The 20,142-nt window shown below is 28.2% G+C and carries 20 protein-coding genes; 16 read left to right on the top strand and 4 right to left on the bottom strand.

The features are described from left to right. Positions 1 to 9: 9 nt before the first annotated feature. From JV122_RS00365 to JV122_RS00350, 4 genes are read left to right on the top strand one after another with little or no spacing between them, the layout of a single operon-like run. The gene (locus tag JV122_RS00365) at positions 10 to 405 is read left to right on the top strand and encodes a hypothetical protein (protein ID WP_205842395.1); all 396 of its coding nucleotides are present in this window, start codon (positions 10 to 12) and stop codon (positions 403 to 405) included. After that, a complete protein-coding gene (gene cmk, locus JV122_RS00360; protein ID WP_205842394.1) occupies positions 392 to 1,081 on the top strand; it encodes a (d)CMP kinase in 690 nt (229 codons plus the stop codon). Before JV122_RS00365 ends, cmk begins: the two co-directional genes overlap by 14 nt. Further along, positions 1,071 to 2,378 (top strand): ribosome biogenesis GTPase Der, encoded by a 1,308-nt coding sequence (der, locus tag JV122_RS00355; protein WP_205842392.1) that lies wholly within the window; start codon positions 1,071 to 1,073, stop codon positions 2,376 to 2,378. Before cmk ends, der begins: the two co-directional genes overlap by 11 nt. Before the next feature lie 2 nt (positions 2,379 to 2,380). Further along, positions 2,381 to 2,671, top strand: a complete 291-nt coding sequence (locus JV122_RS00350; protein WP_205842390.1) for an HU family DNA-binding protein — start codon at positions 2,381 to 2,383, stop codon at positions 2,669 to 2,671. Here JV122_RS00350 and recU read toward each other — a convergent pair. Then, entirely contained in the window at positions 2,663 to 3,154 is a 492-nt protein-coding gene (recU, locus tag JV122_RS00345; protein ID WP_205842388.1) for a Holliday junction resolvase RecU, read from the bottom strand. The two genes, JV122_RS00350 and recU, sit on opposite strands and share 9 nt — an antisense overlap. 222 nt (positions 3,155 to 3,376) lie before the next feature. Between recU and JV122_RS00340 the strand changes: the two genes are divergently transcribed. The 12 genes from JV122_RS00340 (at position 3,377) to JV122_RS00285 (ending at position 17,930) form a co-directional block, all read left to right on the top strand. Further along, positions 3,377 to 3,709: a holo-ACP synthase gene (locus tag JV122_RS00340; protein WP_205842387.1), complete on the top strand. Its 333-nt coding sequence runs from the start codon at positions 3,377 to 3,379 to the stop codon at positions 3,707 to 3,709. Then, positions 3,678 to 4,445 carry a lysophospholipid acyltransferase family protein gene (locus tag JV122_RS00335; protein WP_205842385.1) on the top strand — a complete coding sequence of 256 codons (768 nt, stop codon included), beginning with the start codon at positions 3,678 to 3,680 and terminating at the stop codon, positions 4,443 to 4,445. Before JV122_RS00340 ends, JV122_RS00335 begins: the two co-directional genes overlap by 32 nt. Positions 4,446 to 4,448: 3 nt before the next feature. Next, positions 4,449 to 5,270: a segregation/condensation protein A gene (locus JV122_RS00330; RefSeq protein WP_205842383.1), complete on the top strand. Its 822-nt coding sequence runs from the start codon at positions 4,449 to 4,451 to the stop codon at positions 5,268 to 5,270. Further along, positions 5,260 to 5,862, top strand: coding sequence for an SMC-Scp complex subunit ScpB (scpB, locus tag JV122_RS00325; RefSeq protein ID WP_205842381.1), 603 nt, complete (start codon positions 5,260 to 5,262; stop codon positions 5,860 to 5,862). The genes JV122_RS00330 and scpB overlap by 11 nt, the downstream gene beginning before the upstream one ends. Then, positions 5,863 to 8,760, top strand: a complete 2,898-nt coding sequence (locus JV122_RS00320) for a lysylphosphatidylglycerol synthase transmembrane domain-containing protein (protein WP_205842380.1) — start codon at positions 5,863 to 5,865, stop codon at positions 8,758 to 8,760. A gap of 150 nt (positions 8,761 to 8,910) precedes the next feature. Next, positions 8,911 to 10,023 carry a tRNA 2-thiouridine(34) synthase MnmA gene (gene mnmA, locus JV122_RS00315; RefSeq protein WP_373422597.1) on the top strand — a complete coding sequence of 371 codons (1,113 nt, stop codon included), beginning with the start codon at positions 8,911 to 8,913 and terminating at the stop codon, positions 10,021 to 10,023. A gap of 8 nt (positions 10,024 to 10,031) precedes the next feature. Next, entirely contained in the window at positions 10,032 to 12,659 is a 2,628-nt protein-coding gene (gene alaS, locus JV122_RS00310; RefSeq protein WP_240463333.1) for an alanine--tRNA ligase, read from the top strand. Beyond that, positions 12,659 to 13,078: a Holliday junction resolvase RuvX gene (gene ruvX / locus JV122_RS00305; RefSeq protein ID WP_205842376.1), complete on the top strand. Its 420-nt coding sequence runs from the start codon at positions 12,659 to 12,661 to the stop codon at positions 13,076 to 13,078. Before alaS ends, ruvX begins: the two co-directional genes overlap by 1 nt. A gap of 2 nt (positions 13,079 to 13,080) precedes the next feature. Continuing rightward, entirely contained in the window at positions 13,081 to 13,428 is a 348-nt protein-coding gene (locus JV122_RS00300) for a hypothetical protein (protein ID WP_205842374.1), read from the top strand. Positions 13,429 to 13,430: 2 nt separating this feature from the next. Next, a complete protein-coding gene (locus JV122_RS00295) occupies positions 13,431 to 14,066 on the top strand; it encodes a BC85_0335 family putative methyltransferase (protein WP_205842372.1) in 636 nt (211 codons plus the stop codon). Positions 14,067 to 14,126: 60 nt separating this feature from the next. Next, entirely contained in the window at positions 14,127 to 14,630 is a 504-nt protein-coding gene (gene greA / locus JV122_RS00290; RefSeq protein ID WP_205842371.1) for a transcription elongation factor GreA, read from the top strand. 96 nt (positions 14,631 to 14,726) lie between these two features. Continuing rightward, positions 14,727 to 17,930 carry a hypothetical protein gene (locus JV122_RS00285; protein ID WP_205842369.1) on the top strand — a complete coding sequence of 1,068 codons (3,204 nt, stop codon included), beginning with the start codon at positions 14,727 to 14,729 and terminating at the stop codon, positions 17,928 to 17,930. Between the two features lie 81 nt (positions 17,931 to 18,011). On the opposite strand, the gene JV122_RS00280 is transcribed toward JV122_RS00285, so the two are convergent. From JV122_RS00280 to JV122_RS00270, 3 genes are read right to left on the bottom strand one after another with little or no spacing between them, the layout of a single operon-like run. Next, the gene (locus JV122_RS00280) at positions 18,012 to 18,275 is read right to left on the bottom strand and encodes an HPr family phosphocarrier protein (protein WP_205842368.1); all 264 of its coding nucleotides are present in this window, start codon (positions 18,273 to 18,275) and stop codon (positions 18,012 to 18,014) included. A gap of 40 nt (positions 18,276 to 18,315) precedes the next feature. Further along, the gene (locus JV122_RS04830; RefSeq protein WP_205842367.1) at positions 18,316 to 19,818 is read right to left on the bottom strand and encodes a phospholipase D-like domain-containing protein; all 1,503 of its coding nucleotides are present in this window, start codon (positions 19,816 to 19,818) and stop codon (positions 18,316 to 18,318) included. A 45-nt stretch (positions 19,819 to 19,863) separates the two neighbouring features. After that, positions 19,864 to 20,118, bottom strand: coding sequence for a hypothetical protein (locus JV122_RS00270; RefSeq protein WP_205842365.1), 255 nt, complete (start codon positions 20,116 to 20,118; stop codon positions 19,864 to 19,866). Positions 20,119 to 20,142: the final 24 nt, after the last annotated feature.

The raw sequence follows: 20,142 nt of genomic DNA, 5'->3' as shown, positions 1-20,142 counted from the left end.
ATTAAAAATATGAAAAAAGAGTTTGCTTCTAGAATTGAAAAATGAGATGAATACAGAAAAGAAATATATGGAAATTCTTATTTTTTCAACTCTATCATAAATGAAGATAAAGAAGTAAAAACGATTTTACAAAAACTACAAACAAACATCAAAAATTTTCCTATTGAAGACAAAATAAATGATTTAGAAATTAAAAATACAAACACTAGAAATTTCATTTTTCAAGAATTATCAACTGATTTTGAAGATCAACTTTTAGATCAAATAAATAAGTTGGAACAAATAAAAAATGAGGATTTCAGTTTTATAGATAAATATAATTTTAGTATCAACCAATTCGATGAAGAAATAGAGGAAATTCAAAAAATAGAAATTTATGAGAAGGAGAAAAATGAAAAAAATTAATATTGCCATTGACGGACCATCTGGAGTAGGAAAATCAACAGTTGCTGAAATTCTTGCAAAAAAATACAGCCTAAATTTTATTAACACAGGTTCTTTTTATAGAGCGATTGCTCTGTATTTTTACAAAAGATACGGTAAAGAAAATTATGACAGTATTGCAGACGAGCAATTTGTTTTAAGTCACTGAAACATAGAACATATTTCACTTGATAAAGAGGGAAATGTTCTTTTAGACAACGAAAATGTTGCAAGAGATTTAAGAAAAGATGAAATTTCTTGAGGTGCAAGTTTAATTGCAAGATACAAAGAAATCAGAGTCCAAGTAGTTAAATTCTTACAAAATTACTCAAAAACACACAAAGGTGTAATTATGGATGGAAGAGACACGACTTTTGTTGTTTTACCTCATGCAGAACTAAAAATCTTTTTATGAGCTGACCCAGCAGTTAGAGCACAAAGAAGAGTTAAACAAAATGAAGAATTAGGTTTTGAGTGTAATTTTGAAAAAATCCTTGAAGAAATAGAATTAAGAGATCAACAAGATATGAACAGAGCTGTAGATCCTTTACATCAAACAGAAGATGCAATAAGGGTTGATACAAGCTTTAAAACAGTTGAAGAGGTTGTTGCTGAAATATCTGAATTAGTTGAAGAAAGAATGAAAAATGCAAAATAATGTAGTTGCAATTATTGGAAAACCAAATGTTGGAAAATCAACGTTATTTAATAAATTGATTGGAAAAAGAGTTTCAATTGTTTATGATCAACCTGGTGTTACTCGTGATCGTTTATATGAAGAAGTTGAGTGATCTGGAAAGAAATTTAAAGTTATTGATACAGGTGGAATTGAAGTTGAAGAAAAAGACTTTCAAACACAAATAAGAACACAAGCACAAATTGCGATTGAAGAAGCTAAAGTAATAGTGTTGATTCTTGATGGTCGTGTAGAGATAGATAAAGATGATTTTTATGTAGTTAATTTACTAAGAAAAAGTGGTAAACCAATCATTGTTGCATGTAATAAATTAGAAGGAAATAAAGATTTTGATTACTCAATTTACAAATTAGGATTTGAAAATTATTTCCCTATTTCTGCAATGCACAGTGAAGGAGTTGGAGATCTTTTAGATGAAGTTTTAAATCATCTAGATTTTTCTGACCAAGAAAGCGATAGCAATTTTAAACTCTCTATCATTGGAAAACCTAATGCAGGTAAATCCTCTTTATTAAATGCTCTTTTACAACAAAATAGATCAATAGTTTCTCCTATTGCAGGAACTACAAGAGATTCTATTAGTTCTGATTTAACTATTGGTGATCAAAACTTCACAATAATTGATACAGCTGGTATTTCTAAAAAATCTAAGCTTGTTGAATCAGTAGATCACTACGCACTAATGAGAGCGATGAGTTCTTTAGAAGAATCTGATTTATCACTTATTGTTATTGATGCAACACAAGAATTAAGTCACTTCGATTCTCGTTTAGCAGGATATGCTTTTGAAGAAAATAAACCAATAATATTAGTTGTAAACAAATGAGACTTAATCTCTAAAGATACAAACACAATGGTTAACTTTGAAAAACAAATGAGAAAAAACTATAAATTTTTAGATTGAGCTCCAATTGTTTTTATTTCCGCAATTAATTCAGATAGACTTTCAAAATTAAAAGAAGAAATTCTGAGTGTTAAAGAAAATCTTGAAAGAAAAATCCCTGCAAACCTTTTAAATGAAGTTCTTGTTGAAATTCAAATTTCTCAACCTGCCCCTTCATTAAAAGGTAAAAGACTTGAAATTTCCTTCATTAAACAAGTTGAAGCCAAAGTTCCTACTTTCCTTTTATTTGTTAATAACAAAGATTATGCTCACTTTACATACATGAGATATATTGAAAATCAACTTAGACAATACTTTAATTTCAAAGGAACTCCAATCAAGCTTATTCTAAGAAATAAAAACGAAGGAAGATAACAATGAATAAAAAAGATATTCTCCAAAAAATTTCAAACAAAACAAATTTAGATTATAAAACAGTAGAAACCTGTGTAAATATGTTTTTAGAAACCATTTCTTCTCAGGTTGCTAAAAACAAAAAAGTGTTAATTGCTGGATTTGGTTCTTTTGACTCTGTTATAAAAAGAGAAAGAGAAACAACTCATTGACAAACAAGAGAGGTATACAAAGTTCCTCCAAGAAGAGTGCCTAAATTCAAGGCATCCAAGCAATTTAAAGATCTATTATTTGACAACGATAATTTAAAATAAACTATCGATTACAGAAACAAAATCAATAATCCCTGGAAACATTAGTTCCATTTCAATCGAATTTTGCTCGATAAAATTTAAACTTAAACTCCCTTCATTTTTGTATTCGTCCAGTTTTTGTATAGGTAATATAAAAAACCGCTCTAAATTTTTAAACAATATAATGAAAAATGCCAAGCCTCCGTGTTTGTGTATTTTTTTTAAGTAATTAAATTGGTGTTCTTTAATGTTTTGTCAAGGCAAGTTTGTTTCGTTTGTACTTTTGGCCTCAAAGCACACAAAAATACCTTTATGAACTCCATAATAGTCCACGGTGCTTTTTTTAGAAATAACAGCATTTTTTAGCTCGTTATTTGAGCTAACTTTTGAAAACTGAACATCAAGATTTTTCTTGTGAAAAACCCCGATATCATTGTCTTCATAAAACTTAATCGTCTTATTCATTATATTCTCCAGTATCATTCCTCTATTTTTACTTTGCACATATAAGAATAGAAAAAAATCGCAAAAAGCGGCCTAAAAAGGAAAAATTTGGGAAAACTTCTGTATTTGTTCCTAAAAAATTCCGCGTTTTTTTGATTTTGCTATGTTAATAAATGGCCTTTTTGTCAATAAAAATTGCAAACTTTAATTACAAAAATATTAACTGTATATATGTATTTTTTAACTTTTTTACTAAAAAAAGTATATAATTTAAAAATAGTTATGATAGGAGTAGATATTACCTCAATTTCTCGTTTCAAAGGAAAAACAGATAGATTTATTGAAAAAATCCTTACAGAAAAAGAAATTAGAGAATACAAAAAAACAGAGCATAAAGAAGAGTTTCTTGCAAAAAGATGAGCAATCAAGGAAGCGATTTTTAAAGCTGACAATTCTTTCTATGAATTTAGCAAAATTGAAATAGAAAAAAAAGAAAGAATTTATACCTTTAAAAATTTTGAAATTTCAACATCGCAAGAAAATGACACTGTAATTGCTTTTGTAATCAAAAAGGAGATTAAAGATGCCAATAACACTGAAAAGAATAGTTCTTAGTCCAGTTTGATTAGTTCGTTTATTGAAGCTAAAAAGAATGGCTAAAAAGTACAAAAAAGGAAAAATCGAATTAACACCACAATTTAGAAACAATTTAATTCTAAAATACGCAATTAAAGCACTTAAAATGCATAATGTAGAAATTGAAATACAAGGAAAAGAAAACATTCCAAACAAAGGGGGTTGCTTAATAATTGCCAACCACGTTTCAAATTCTGATTCATTTTTACTGTTTAAAGCTTTACAAGAAAATCTTGAAACAAAAGATGATCCAAGAAAAATTTTAACTTTTCTTGCTAAAACAGAACTTCAAGAAAATTGAGTTTCAAGAAGCGTTTTAAACTTAATTGACACATTTTTCATTGACAGACTTAAACCAAGAGAATCTCTAAAAACAATTGATGCTTTTGGAAACTTCGTAAAAGAAAATAAGACTTATGGAGTTATTTTCCCTGAAGGAACAAGAACTCAAGATGGAAATATTCAAGAGTTTAAAGCAGGTGCTTTTAGAGTTGCAAGAAAAATGTTTTTACCAATTGTTCCTGTAACAATTAACAATAGTGGTGAAGTTTTCGATTCAAAAAGAAAAGGAAAATTAAAAGTTGAAGTTATTTTCCATCCAACTATTAAACCTTCTACTTTTTCAGCTCAAACAAACGAAGCGATTGCTGACAGAACTAAAAACGTTATTTTAACTAAACACAAAGTTTCAACACCAGAAAGAAAGAAAAAATAGATTATGACTAATTTAACAAATCAAGAAATAAGTAATGAAATTGAAAATCCAGAACTAATTGAAAACGCTGAACAAGAAGCAAAACCATTAAACAACGCTGATATTAACATCGAAAACTTTAATGGACCTCTGGACTTACTTTTAACTTTAGTTAAAGACAAAAACGTTGATATTTTCGATATTAACTTAGCTGAATTAGCAACAGACTATCTGCGTGTTATTCAAAACATAAAGGATTCTCACTTTGAAATAGCTGCTGATTATTTAGTTATGGCTGCTACACTAATTCAACTAAAAGCAAAAATGCTACTTGCTGAAAAAGATGAAGTTATTAAGCAAGAAATTGAAGAGGATAAAGCAAAACTATTGAGACTACTTGCTGAATACCAACAATTCAAGCCTATCTTTGAGCTACTTAGAGAACACGAAACTCTGCGTCAAAACATTCACATCAAAAAACCTTCTGATTTAGATCCTTTCATAAGACCTATTGACAGAACAAAAGTTGATGGAAACTCCTCAAAAACAAAACTTACACAAATTCTTACAATGATGTTCGAAAGACTTCATGCAGAAAAATTAAGACAAATCAAGATTGACAGTGTAAGTGTTACTCCTGGAGAACAAATGAATATGATTAGAGAATTATTCCAAAAACACGGGAAAGTTACTTTTGAAATGATTTTCTCAGTACCTTCAATTAAACACTTTGTTATTACTTTAATCGCTCTTTTAGATATGAGTAGAAAAGAAGAAATTATCTTAACTCAAGAAGAACAATTCGGAATTATCAAAATAGAAAAAGGACCAAACTATGAAAAATAAAATTATTGAAGCTTTATTATATATGCAAGGTGAAGAAGGTTTATCTTCTGAACAACTACAACATGTGTTTAAATTAAATACAGTAAACGAAGCAAGAAGACTGCTAAAAAGCTTTTTAGAAAAATTTAACCAAATTGAAAGAGGAATCTTTGTTGTTGAATTTAATGATGTCTTTAAGTTTGCTACAAGAGATGATGAAGAAGTTAAAAACGCTCTTTCAGAACTTGTTACAGTAACAAGAAAACGTAAATTATCAAATGCTGCAATTGAAGTTGCTGCTATTGTTGCTTACAAACAACCAGTTACACGTTCAATGGTTAGTGCAATTAGAGGTGTTATTTCTGATCAAGTTATGGCTTCTCTATTACTAATGGGAATTATTGAAGAAGTAGGGATTTCACCAACAATTGGACAACCTACTTTATACGGAATTACAAACAGATTTTATGACTACTTCAAACTAAAATCACTACAAGATTTACCAAAGTTTACAGAGTTTGATCAATTTGTTGAAGAAACAGCTGAAGCAATGGATGAAGAAAGACTTGAAGAAGCATTTGATCTTTTCGGATCACAAAGGGAAGTAAAATAGATGGATGACACCGGAATTAGAGATGAATTAAATCCTTTAATTAAAACTCAAACCATTTCAATTGATGACTCAATTTTATTAACTACTAACAAATTTAAAAATGTAGATATTATCTCATCAAAACTAATGGCTGAGTTAGGGATTAACGAAGAACAAATCAATGAAAATATTATTTATTTTAAAGCACTTTTATTAAAGAAATTTATAGAAGAAAACGAACTGAAAAATCAAAACATCTTTATTTATAGTGATGAAGATGATTTTAGTTATGCTTTTAAAGAAATTTTTGTTAATGTTCTCTCTGATATTGCTGAAATCTCTTTATTTGAGCTAAATAGAACAGGAGAATACTCCAAAAAATTTGTTGAAGAAATTATCTTTAACAACAAATTTTCATTTTCAATTTCGATTGTTAAAAACAAAATAAGTCAATTTTATGAAATTCGTTTTTATGAAGATGGAATTAATAAAATTTCTCAAAACCTACAAAAATTTCTTAACACAAAAGACTTACAAACATTCTTAAAAATTGAACAAAATAAACATCTAGAAAAAATTACAGAAACAATTAATTTAATAAAAGTAGAAGATATTAAACTTAACAAAGACTATCTACCTACTTTTGCAAAAAAAACTTCTTTTTACACAGATAGTAAAGATGAATACAAAGAACTTTTATCTTACTCTCCTAATGTTTCTTTTAATGACTTTAAAGTCTCAAAAAAAGAAAAAAAAGTTATTAAACTTGAAAGAACACTGAGAACCATAGTCTATAAAGAAAATAAGCATAAAAGTGATTTGTTTGTATTTATTGATGAATACAGAAGAGAAAAAATCATCTTTGCCAGAGACAAAAAACAAAAATATCTTGAAATTTTAAATAATGAACAAAACGCAATTGCTTTGAGTTATATAAAAGAAATTAAAGCACAATTACTAAAAGATACTCAAAGAACTAAAATTCATGTTTTCTTTAAGAACCACAAAACAAATTACTTAAGAGAATTACTCAAAAAAGATGGCGATTTTATTGTTCAAAGCGCTGAATTTGATGATGTAAATCAGTGAATTGCAGAAAACAAAGATGAAATTAGAGATGGAGATGTTTTAGTTTATGCAAACAAAATACACCTACTCTCTAAAAAAGATGACAAAATTGAAGGACACAGCGATATCTATTCAACACTTTTAAGTCTTAAAGCAATTGAATATTTTGATTCTCAAAACAAAAATGTTTTTGATGTAATAAACGAATTTTATGAAAATCATCAAAGAGAATCTCATACCTTTGAGGAATTCAAAGTTTCCTTTAGTTCCTTTACAAATTTCATTAAAGAAATTAAAGAGAAAAAAGAAATTGCTGGACATAAAATTAAAAGAACAAACATCAACAGAGAAGTCTTAAACACAAACAAAAGAAGAACTGAATTTTCTTTAGTTTTAGAAAACGGACAAACAATTATTGTTTTATACAATAAGCTGCAAAATCAGTTGAAAATACAGGTTTTTTCTGTATTTTCAGAAAAAAATGAGCTTGTTAAAATAGTTAAAAAAGAAGAAGAAATATTTAATTACTTTAAAACTTTTGCAACTAAAAATAACTACAGTAATGATAAAAACAAACTTTTAAATATTTTAAAATTTTCAAGTTTTTTATTGATAATAATTGGTATTTTTGTCTTTTTATTCTTTACAATCTATAAAGTGGATGGTGAAAAAGGAACAGAAAAAGATATTTTTCAAATTTTCTATAAAATATTTTTAGAAGACTATAAAAAACGCTTTATAACGCTGATTTTTATTTTCTCAATGTTCTTTTATTATTTACTTGGTTCATTAATGTTTAAAAGGATGTTTGCAAAGCAAAATGAACACATAAAATATAGACATGCACTCATCTCTTCATTTATTACTACGATCATCCAATCAATTACTCCTTTTTCATTTGGTGGTGATTTAGGGGTGTTTTGATATTTACAAAAGAAAGGTTATTATAAACCTAAAATAGCATCAGCTCTTGCTGTATCAGGGACTTATCATCAAATTGCAGTTTTATTAATAAGTTTAATATTTATTCCAATTGGTATTTTTGAGTTTTATGATGTTTTATTTACAGATTTAAATACAGAAAAAATATTTACACTTATTTTTATAGTTCTCGGTATCTTATTGAATGTTGTTTTATTTTTGATTATTCTTTTTATTTCTACTTTTAAAACACTTCAACGTTGAATTATTAATTTGGTAATCATTATCAAACGAAATGATCCTAGATATCATTATTTAAATCTAGAAAGACAAAGATATTTATTAATTAATAAATTTAAGGAATTCAAAGCAGGATTTACAAAGTTATTTAAAGACTGAAAATTCTTTTTAGAATGTATGATTTTTTACAAAATCTTCCCATTTTTAGTAGCTTTTTCAGTTCCGATGATTATCTTAATTAATCCTTCAATTATTTCAAATAAAAGTACATGAGAAATTATTCAGTGATACTTCTCATTCCAGTCTGCTCAAGCACTCTTAAACATGGCTAACAACCTTTCTCCAGCTCCTGGAGGAGTCGGTTCATCTGATTGACTAACAACAGTTATTTTCAAAGGAATTTTCTCTACAAACGATCAATTAGTAGTTACAAACTCACTAAAAATCTTAACTTTCTCTCAAAAAGTTCTGTTCTGAATTATTCCAAACATTTTCTCTTCTGCTGTTTTATTAACAGTTTATTTAGGAGAAAAACGGCTTGATAAATACAGAAATATTCAATCAATTATCAAAATTGATTCCAAATTGGCTTCAAAATACACAAGAACAAAAACAACTTTCTTTAAAAATGCTGCTCTTGTGTGATTTGTTGTTTCAAGTGGATTGATTGCTTTTCTACTATTTCATTAATTTATAAACACACATTAATTTGTGTGTTTTTAAATTTTGTAATTCAAACAAAGAAAATTAAAATAAGACGCTAAAAAATCTCAAAAATTATCAAAAGTGAAATTTTTATATTATTAAATCAGTATTTTTTGCTTTTTTTATATAATTTTAATTATGGCAAAAGTAATTATAGGTTTATCAGGGGGAGTAGATTCTTCAGTTGCTGCACATTTACTCAAAAAACAAGGACATGAAGTCATTGGAGTATTTATGAGAAACTGAGATTCTATTGTTAATAACGACATTTTAGGAAATAATCTTCCCTCAGATTATTGTCCGCAAGAAGAAGATTGAGTAGATGCTCAAGCGGTAGCTAAAAAGCTTAATATTCCTATTTTCAGAAAGGATTTTGTGAGTGAATATTGAGATCAAGTCTTTAGTTATTTTATTGAAGAATACAAGGTTGGAAGAACTCCTAACCCTGATATTTTATGCAACAAATACATTAAATTTGACAAGTTTTTAAACTATGTTTTAGAAGAATTTGATGCAGATTATATTGCAATGGGACACTATGCAAAAAGCAAAGGTGGAAAATTATACAGAGCAAAAGATCAATCAAAAGATCAAACATATTTCTTAGCTCAATTAAATAATTTTCAAATTGCAAAAACAATTTTCCCACTTGCTGATTTAGAAAAAACAGAAGTAAGAAAAATTGCAGAAGAACTAGGTTTAATAACAGCTCAAAAGAAAGATTCTACAGGAATTTGCTTTATTGGAGAAAGAAACTTCACAGACTTTTTACAAAACTACATCCCTTCACAACCTGGCAATATTTTAGATATTAGAACAAAAGAAAAAGTTGGGGAACACGTTGGAGCAATGTATTACACACTCGGACAAAGAAAAGGGCTTAATTTAGGAGGAATGAAAGAACCTTATTTTGTTGTAGGTCATGACATTTCTAAAAAACAAATTTTCGTAGCACCAGCAAGTGAAAAAGAGTGATTAATTTCAGATCAACTTGATGCCATTAATTTAAATTTAAACGAAACAAACTTTAATCCAAATAATTTAAGTGCAAAATTTAGATATAGACAAGAGGATGTTCCGGTTAGTGTTGAATTACTGCCAAATAATGAAATTAGAGTATTTTATCCTCAAGGTTCTGAAGCTGTAACTCCAGGACAACAAATCGTATTTTACGATGGTGAACAATGTATCGGAGGAGCTACAATAAATAAAATATATAGAAAAAACAAACAAATTACATACGTTTAGGAGCAAAAATGTTATCTTCAAAAGAAATTAGAAATATCTGATTAAAATACTTTGAATCAAAAGGACACTTAATCGTTGAAACAAAATCATTAGTACCTGTAAATGATCCATCTCTTTTATGAATCAACTCAGGAGTAGCAACTTTAAAAGACTATTTTTCAGGTAAAAAAATACCACCAAAAAATAGACTAACAAACTCTCAAAAATCACTAAGAACAAACGACATTGAAAACGTCGGAGTTACAACAAGACACCACACAATGTTTGAAATGCTTGGAAATTTCTCTATTGGTGATTATTTTAAACCTGAAGCAATCGAGATGGCTTATGAGTTTATTTTTGATGTTCTAAAATTTGACAAAGACAAAATTTACTTTACTTACTTTGAAGAAGATCAAGAAACAAAAGAAAAATGACTGTCTTTAGGAGTTGATCCTTCTCATTTAATTAAAGGAACAAGAGATACAAACTTTTGAGACGTTGGTTCAGGACCTTGTGGACCTTGTACAGAAATCTTTTATGACCGTGGAGAAAAGTTTGATAAAAGAGGAATTGAGTTATTAAAAGAAGATATTGAAAACGACAGATTTATTGAAATCTGAAACGTAGTATTTTCTCAATTTAATAACGATGGAGAAAACAATTACACAGAACTTGCACAGAAAAATATCGATACTGGTGCTGGTTTTGAAAGACTTGTCTCTATTTTACAAGACGTTCCAACAAACTTCGACACTGACCTTTTCCAACCTATTATTAAAGAAATTGAAAAAATTTCAGACTACAAATACGATGGAGAAAACTACTTCAAAAAAGATCCTGAACAAGAAAAAATCAATATTAAATTCAAAATTATTGCAGATCACATCAGAGCAATTGTTAATGCTATAAATGATGGAGTTGAACCTTCAAACGTTTCTAGAGGTTACATCATCAGAAGACTAATCAGAAGATCGTACAGATCTGGATTGCAACTTGGAATCAAAGATAAAACATTTTTATACACACTAACAAGTGTTGTTAAAGATTCTTTACCTTATGATATTGATGTGGAAAAAGTTTCTGAAATTATTAAAAATGAAGAAATTTTATTCTCTCAAACAATTGAACAAGGGCAAAAATTACTTGAAAAAGAGTTAGAAAACAACAAAAAAGAATTTGATTTTGCTGTAGCGTTTAAGTTATTTGAAACTTTCGGTTTCCCAATCGAGCTTACTCAAGAAATTCTTGCTGAAAAAGGCGTTTCTTTAGACATTAAACAATTTGAAATTTATAAAGAAAAACATGCTGAAGCATCAAGAGGTGCTAAAAAAGAAGGAATGAAAAAAGTGGTTAATTCACTAGCTTTAGTTCCTGGAGAAATTTCTAAATTTATTGGTTATGAAAACTTCTCTACAAAGGCTAAAATAGTGTTTTTAGCAAATTCAGAACACGAAGTTGAAAAAACAAATGAAGATGAAATTAGTTATGTTATATTCGATCAAACTGTTTTATATGCAACAGGCGGAGGTCAAAAACATGACCAAGGAATTGTTATTCAAAACGGAAAAGAATACAGAGTAATTGAAATCTTTAAAGACAAATACAGAAACAACGTTCACATCATAAAAGGTGAGCTAAACAAAGAAGATGAAGTTGAAATCTTTGTTTTAAAGAAAAACAGACTTAACCTTGAAAGAAACCACTCTTCCACACACTTATTATTTAAGTCTTTAAGAGTTCAATATGGAGACTTTATTAAACAATTAGGTTCTGACAACAACGAAGACAGATTAACATTTGACTTCCCTCTTGACTCAAAACCAACAGAACAAGAAATTCAAGAAATTGAAGACAGAATCAAAGGATACATTGCATCAGCAACAGACAGAAAATATCTAGAAACTTCAATCAAAGAAGCAGAAAAAATGAATGCAATTATGACTCTTGAAGAAACAGAGTACATGGACCCAGAAAAAGTTAGACTTGTAGAATTTAAAAACATTACAGTTGATCTTTGTGGAGGAACACACATTCCAAACACAGAATTAATTCAAAATTTTAAAATTACAAATGTTGAAAACAAAGGTACAGGGGTTTATAGAATTAGAGCTATCACATCAGATGCTGTAATTAATGAATACATAAAACAAGAAATTGCAAAAGAAAAAGAACTATTTGATGCAATTGTTGAAAAAAACAAAAAATTAGACTCAAACTATAAACTAGAACTAAAACTTGTTGACTACAGCGAAAAAGAATTAGCTGAACTTAAACAACTAATTAATAAAGCAAGAGAAGACAACAAAGAATTATCCAAAAAAGAATCTTCTTTTGATTTAGATGACTCAAATATCTCTTTTGAAGAAATCAACGGAATTCAAACTTATTTAAACTTAGAAATTCCTGCAGGAGCTCTAAAATCACTTGCAGCAACACTAAGAGAAAAACACCCAGATTCTCTAATTGTTTTAGTGTCTGTTTCAGAAGCAAAATCACTGATTTGCGTTGCATCTAAAAAATACGACTCAAAAGAATTCTTAAACAAAATCTTTGCTGTTGTAGGTGGAAATGGTGGAGGAAATGCCATCATTTCTCAAGGTTCATCATCAACAACACAAAATCTCGAATCACTAATTAAGCAAGCTATTAAATAATGATCAAAAGAAAATTAGGAATTGACTTAGGAACTAAAACTTGTGGTTTTGCAATTTCAGATCCTTTAGGAATTATTTCAAGCGCACTTGAAAATTTCTTTTTTGAAGAAAATCAGTTTGATTTAGTAATCCAAAGAATCAAAAAGTATGTACAAGAATACGATATTGATGTTTTTGTTTTAGGTTATCCAACCAAAATGACAGGAGCTAAAAGCGAAAGAACACTAATGGTTGAGGATTTTCATCAAAAACTATTAGACAACTTTGAACAAAAAGTTGTCTTGATTGATGAAAGAGAAACAACTAAAAAAGCTGAAGAAATAATGATTTCAGCAGGACTTTCTAGAAAAAAAAGAAAAAAACACAAAGATAAACTAGCTGCCCAACTAATCTTGGACGACTATTTAATGAGGTTATAAAAATGAATGTAGAAAAAAAAGAATTAATTAATTTAGATGACAAAGACAGAAGAATTGTTATTGATTTTGAAGGACAAGGAAGAAACTCAAGCGAAGAGTTAATAATCTTATTTAGCTATGAAGAAGTGGGTGAAACTCTTAGTTTCTTTTTAACTAAAACAAAAGAAGTTATTTGTCTTCAAGCTGCTCCAGATGGTGAAACAATGTTAGACATCGAAGAAGATATGGTTGACTTAGCTTCTGAACTTCTTGAAGCTTATTTTGCTGAAAATAACTTTATTTTAAATGGAAAACCATTTGATCCTTACACAGAAATAATAACACAACCAGAAGAAGAGGATGAAGAGTAATAATGCCTGAGTGATTAAGATACACTTTAATTGCTTCAATGTTTATTGTTCTGTTTATAGGTTTTGGAACATGAGGATTTTTAAGATGAAAAGTATCTCAAGATGTTAAAAAATTTAAAGAACTTGAAAAAGAATTTAGTGTTGAAAAAGAAATTCTTCTAGATGAAAAGATTCAAGACAATATCAAAACCAATTCTTGAGTTGTTGAGGATTTTGAATTTATTTTAAATACAATTAATAAAAATAATTACAAAAACAATCTTTTTATTGAAGAAAATCCTCTAGCTTTTGGAGTAAGTGATTTCCATTTTTCAAACCTAAACAACAAATTAATAGCTATTAAAAACAACATAGAAATATTTACAGATTTATACAAAAACACTGATTTTCCCTTTGATTCGCAAAAAATCACAAGTGATTTTAGTACTCAAAAATGAAATTTTATTTTCTGTGATAAACACACTAATACTCAAGAAATAAAAGAATATTTTTCATCTTTAGAAACAAGCGGAATGCTAATGATTAGAAACAATTTCCACAAAAAAGATAAAAAAGAAATTCAAGATTGACTAAAACAAAACAACATAAAATACCACTTTCAAAAATTAAGTGATACTTTTTTATTGATAGTTGCTTAAATTTGGTAAAATTATAATATTATTTTGTCTAAATAAAATAAATGATCATAAAGGAGCATAATGAAAAACAAAAACGAAACAAATGACATTTTATTAACCCAAGATCGTCTTGAGTCGCTACAAAAGGAATTAGCGCATTTAATTGAGGTTGAACGTCCAAAAGTTATTGAGGATATTAAAGACGCCAGAAATCAAGGTGACCTTTCTGAAAATGCTGAATATGATGCAGCTAGAGAAAAACAAGGGCAAATTGAATCAAGAATTCACGAACTTGAAAACATTATTTCAAGAGCTAAAGTTATTTCAGAAAGTAACTCAAGTTCCGTTGCAATTGGTTCTTTAGTTAGAATTGAATTAACAAACACAAAAACATTAGAAAAACAAGAACTTGAAGTTAAAATTGTTGGTTCTTTAGATGCAAACCCATTTGAAAACAAAATCTCAAACATTTCTCCGTTAGCTCAATCTATTTTAGGACAAAAAGTTGGAGATACAACTGAAATGGATTCTGGTGATAAATACTCAGGAGATAAATTCACAGTTAGAATCATCAGCATAAACTAAGATAAAATAGTTATTAAATTTCAAATAAATAATTAAATTCCTTTTAGTAAAATAGAAAAACTAAAAGGAATTTTTTAATAAATTAGAGGTAGAAAAATGAATAAAAAACACATCAAACTATGAGCTATGCCAATCATTGCACTTCCGATTAGTGCTGTTTTATCCTGTAATTCACAACAAACACAGCAACAAAAACAACCAGAACCAATAATAACAGAGAAGTACGAAATAACTTCAAGTTCTTTTGAAACAACAACAAAATCAGCACAAATCACACTTACAACAACTCAAAATACAATCACTCAACAAACACCATTTTATTTAAGTTACTACAAAAAAGGCGATTTAACTAGAACATTTGTTGTTGAAAGTTTTAGTTTGTTAGCAAACAACAAAATCGAAGTTAGTCTATTTAATTTAGATTCCAATAGCGAATATGAAATTAAAGAAATTAAGTTGAATAATACACTTTATTCCTTTGTAAACGCTCAAAACAAGTCTTTTAAAACAAAAGAAGAGATAATTGTTGTTTTAGCTGCAGACAAGTTATCTGCAAATCCAGAACAACCAAAAACAGAGATTGATTTAACTTTGAAATCAGACGATTCTCTAAATGGACTTGAGATTGAAATAACACTTCAAAACACAACAACAAAGGAAAACACAGATCTAAAATCACTTATTTTAGATAATAAAGCAACCTTTGATTTAAGTTCTCTTTCTAAAGAGCAAGAACAAACATTTAGCATCCAAAACGTTTCAATTCAAAATCAAAGTGTAACAATTAATTTTGAAAACCTAAAAACAATTCCAGCTATTAAAGTAGCTAAAAAAGAACAAAGTGAAGTTGTGCAAGAAGACTCGTTTGAGGTTGAAAAACTTTCAGTTTACGACATCGAATCAAGAAGTGCAAAAGTTGGTTTTGTATTTAGTAAACACAACTTAAAAGATGCATCAAAAAACACTTTTAAACTAATAATCTCACCCGCTGAAGATCAAAATCTTGAATTTACAGCAACAGCTCAATATTCTCAAGGGAATAACTTCTTAAATTTTGAGTTTAATCAACTAGAAGCTAAAAAAGAATATGTAATCAAAAATCTAATTGTAAATACAACAGAAGTTTCTTTAGAAAACCTAAACAAAAATTTCACTACAAAAGAAGATTCAAAAGAAGATGTATTTTCAGTTAAGAATTTTGAAGTTTTAGAAACTGAAACTAATAGCGCTAAATTAAGACTGAATTTTGCTCAAGCAGATGTCAAAAATGAAAAAACAAAAAACTTTAGATTAGTAATTTCTAAAAAGGATAACTCAAATGAAATAATTGAATTTCAAAATCAATATAGTTCTGGAAACTTCATTGATTTTGATTTACCAAATTTAGAATCTAACACAAATTATTCTATTAGAGAAGTCTTTTTCAATAGTCAAAGCTTAAGTTTTGAGACAATTGATTTTAAAACAAAATCAAACGAAAAAACTCTGTATAAATTTCCTAAACCACAGACTTTTTCAAAAGAAAGTGCAACAAGTATTTCTGGCGAAATATCAAATATTAAACAAATTTTTGATAGAAAAGAATTTCCTGCCAACGAAGTAGTTCAAAAGTCTGAAAACAACTTAAATCAAATAAAAAACTACTTTAATACAGAAATGAGAAAAGTAATTAAAAGCTTTTATTCAGCAATTCCAGAGCAAAACTTACCAAAATGAGCTGAATATAATTATGATTCTCAAAAAGCACCTTCATCTTCAATAATTCCTGATCTAAAAGTAAGATTTAAATCAGCTGATAATTTAGAAAAATACTCACAAAAAATAATGCTTTCTTATGCTCAAGACAATGAAATTAATCTTGTAAACTCAAATGAATTTATTTTCAAAAAGAACATAAATTCCTTTATAGAAAAAGATTTTAGAGATAGAAAAGTTAATCTAAACTTTATTTCTTTATCTAGAAATAATGACTATGGTTTTGATTTTGAAGAAAAAAAGATTTTTAGAATTGAAAACGATATTGAAGAGTTATTAAAAACTAAAAATACAGAACCAACAACTTATACTCAAGATTACTCAATTCAACTTCCAGTAGAGTATAAATCCTTTATAAACGACAAAAACGAGCTTGTTGTTAAGGTTAAATTAAGTTCTCATGCCGGAAACAAAGGGTTTGATTTTGATTCAAATAAATCAGCAAATAACTTTGTTTTATCTAAGTTTGGAACTGTTGTTGATATTGCTTATATGTGTGATGAAGATAAGGATGAAAACTTCTCTTTATCATCTGTAATTTATGAAAATGATCCAAGTGCTAAACTGTCTTCAAACGGAAACTTTTATTCTTTAAACACTGATTTATCCTTTGCAAATGGAAAAAGAGTGCTTCCAAATGAATCTAATTCTTTCTTTGAAGAAATTAGAAAAAGAGTATTTGTTGTGGGTGGAGGAACATCTACAATGCTCTCAAAAGTAAAACCATCCGATCCAAGTGATCAAAGATATTACTTTATAACAAATAGACACGTTAGTGACATTCTCCAAACTCGTTGAGATAATTCTCAAGTTCTTAAAAAATTCTTAATTGCGGATTTTGAGGACTCAAAAGTAAGAAATGCAAGTTCAGAAATTTCAATTCCTGTAAATAAAAGCTCATTTGAGTTTAACTTCTGACAATCACAAGACCAAACAAAAAGGGATGGAACAAAGCAAAATGATGGTCGTCAACATGCTGATATTTCAATCTCAATAATCGACATTGCTCCTTTAATTGAAAGTGCAAAAAGTTCAAACAACACAAGAGTTTTAAATTATTTAGAAAACTGAAAAAATCTAAAACCGCTTGAATTAAGTGAAAAAACCAAATATTTAAATGAAAATGACTATGTACAGCTTTACTTAGGTAGTTTCCCTTTAGATGCACATGCAGGTTTTTCAGGAAGAAGATACAGAGAACATATTGTTAACAGAATTGAATCTATAACACTTAGCGATCAAGCAGCAGAATTTGCTAAATACGGACACTTCAGAACTTTCATTCAAAGCGATGATGCTTCAAGAAAACTTAAATATGATCTAATCTCTGGAGGTTCTGGAAGTGTTGTTTATGATGAAAACGGAAAAATGGTTGCTTTATTTATGCAAAATGTAGGAGATGATTCTTATGGTTTTGGTTTATTAAGCTCATTTGACTATGATTACTTTGGTTTTGAAACAGACAACAATCCAAATTCATTCAAGAAAAAACTGGAACAAGCAATAAAAACAAATCCTTCAAAATTTGAAATGATCAAAATTTAAAATCAACACAAAATCGTGTTGATTTTTTCTATTGCGATAATAGAAAAACCCAGTTTGACTGGGTTTTGAAAGTTTTTGAAATTATATTAGGTTGTTTTCAACCATTGCTTCTTTGATTTTGTCTAGAGCTTCTTTTTCGTCGTCTCCAGAAATTTCAAGAGTGATTTCTTGTCCTTGTTTAACAGCAAGAGCCATAATGTTCATAATTGATTTAGCGTTTGCTGATTGTTCTCCTGAAATTAATTTAATGTCTGATTTGAATTTACTTGCAATTCCTGCAATTTTTGATGCTGGTCTTGCGTGTAATCCAACAGGGTCAGTAATAACTACTGTTAATTTTTCCATATAAACCTCTCTTTTAAAATATATAAAAATTTTACCACATTTATAGTAAAGGTTTAAAAATCTCGATTATTAATTTCTGTAAAAGAGAACTTTTCTTAGTTGATTTAAGGGATATTTCCTTTATAACCTCTTCGTTTTTTAATTTTTCAACATAATCAATGAAATCATTTATTAAAGAACCTTTAGATAAAATATTTATTTCGTATTGAGAAAATAAACTTCTGAAATCTAAATTCATAGTACCAATATAACCGTGTTCGTTGTCTATAATTAAAGATTTTGAGTGAGCAAAAATATTATTGTATTCAAATATTTTTGCTCCAAAAAACTGAAGTTGTTTTGCAAATTGTATTGTAACTGGTTTAACATATTTTTTATCAAACAAACCAGGAATATAGATTTCAACTTCAACACCAACTAAAAGAGCTTCTTTAAGTGCTAAAAACAATCTTTGTGTAGGAATTAAATAGGGACTGAAAATTTTAATACTTTTCTTTGCACCTGAAATTAATTGTAATAAAAAGACTTCAAGAACTGAAAAATCTATATCAGGACCACCATCAATAACAAGACCTAAATTAGAATTTTGTGGTTCATAACTTTGACGATAATTTTCAATATCCATTGTGTCTTTTGAAACTTTTGGTTTTCAGCTGTTTCAGTCTTTAATGAAAGAATTTATAACTTCTTGAATGATCTCACCTTCAATTTTAATTGTAGTATCCATTCAATAACCGTATTTGCCTGAAAAACCAATGTATTCATCGCTGATGTTGTTTCCGCCGATGTAAGCAGTCTTACCATCTATAATAAAAATCTTTTTGTGTGTTCTATAAAAGGAATTTGAGTTGATTAGAGGTAAGAAGACTTTATTGTAAATAGTAATTTTGATACCTGCTTTTTCAAGTTGCTCTATTTCTTTTTGTGTTACCAATAAACTTCCAAAGTGATCAAAGATCAATCTTATTTCTAAACCTTCTTTTGCTTTTTCTAAAAGAAGTTTTTTAAGCACCTTTCACACAAAGCTTTTTTTGATAATAAAAATTTCAATAAAAATATACTTTTTAGCATTTTGAATTTCATTGAAAAGATCTTCAAAAAACTCAAAACCATCGCTAATTAGTTTACTGTTGAAACTTTTGATTTCTCTTTGTGTTAAGTTAGAAAATCTGTTTAGTAGTTCGTCTTGGTGTGGTGAATCTTTTTTAAGATATTCCTGTCTGTCTTTGTAGTATTTTAGCTCTGATTTTCTTAGGGGATATTTTCTACCGAAAATTAAAAAGAGTAGTTGTCCAAGAAAGGGAAGAATGACCATTACACAGATTCAAGAGAATTTTGATTCACTATTTCTGTGTTGTAAAAAAACGAAAACAATTGAGCTAATATTAATGATATATAAAACTGATAAAACGATTATAGTTCATTTTCTAGGGCTATCTATAATGTACATTACAAAAGCAAAAAGCAGCAGCGCAAACATTATTGCAAGAATTGCTAAAAAAGAGAAATAAACAATGTTTTTAATTATCTTTTTGTTAAACATATTTAAATTATACAAAAACTTACAAAAAAAGGACTCTAAAGCTGATTAATAAATGAAATATATTGGTGTAACAGAGCTTTTTGCTTCTTTTGGAGCATTTGAAGGATTATCTCATTTTTGAGTCAATCCTTCTTTTGTTTTGATTTCTCCAGAAGAGCTTACTAAACTTTTAAAACTACCAACTAAAGAAGCTATAGAACTAACGATTAAAGGAATAAAAGGAACGATAGCAGCAAAACCAGCTCCGCCGATTTCATTGCAGTCTTGTTCTGATAGTTTTTTAAGTTTGCTTGTATCCATTTTTCACCTCCTTTCTCTCTAGAA

This window comes from Mycoplasma procyoni, from assembly GCF_017052595.1.
Classification (GTDB): Bacteria; Bacillota_I; Bacilli_A; order Mycoplasmatales; family Metamycoplasmataceae; genus Mesomycoplasma_A; species Mesomycoplasma_A procyoni.
This window is presented reverse-complemented; position numbering and strand designations above follow the sequence as displayed.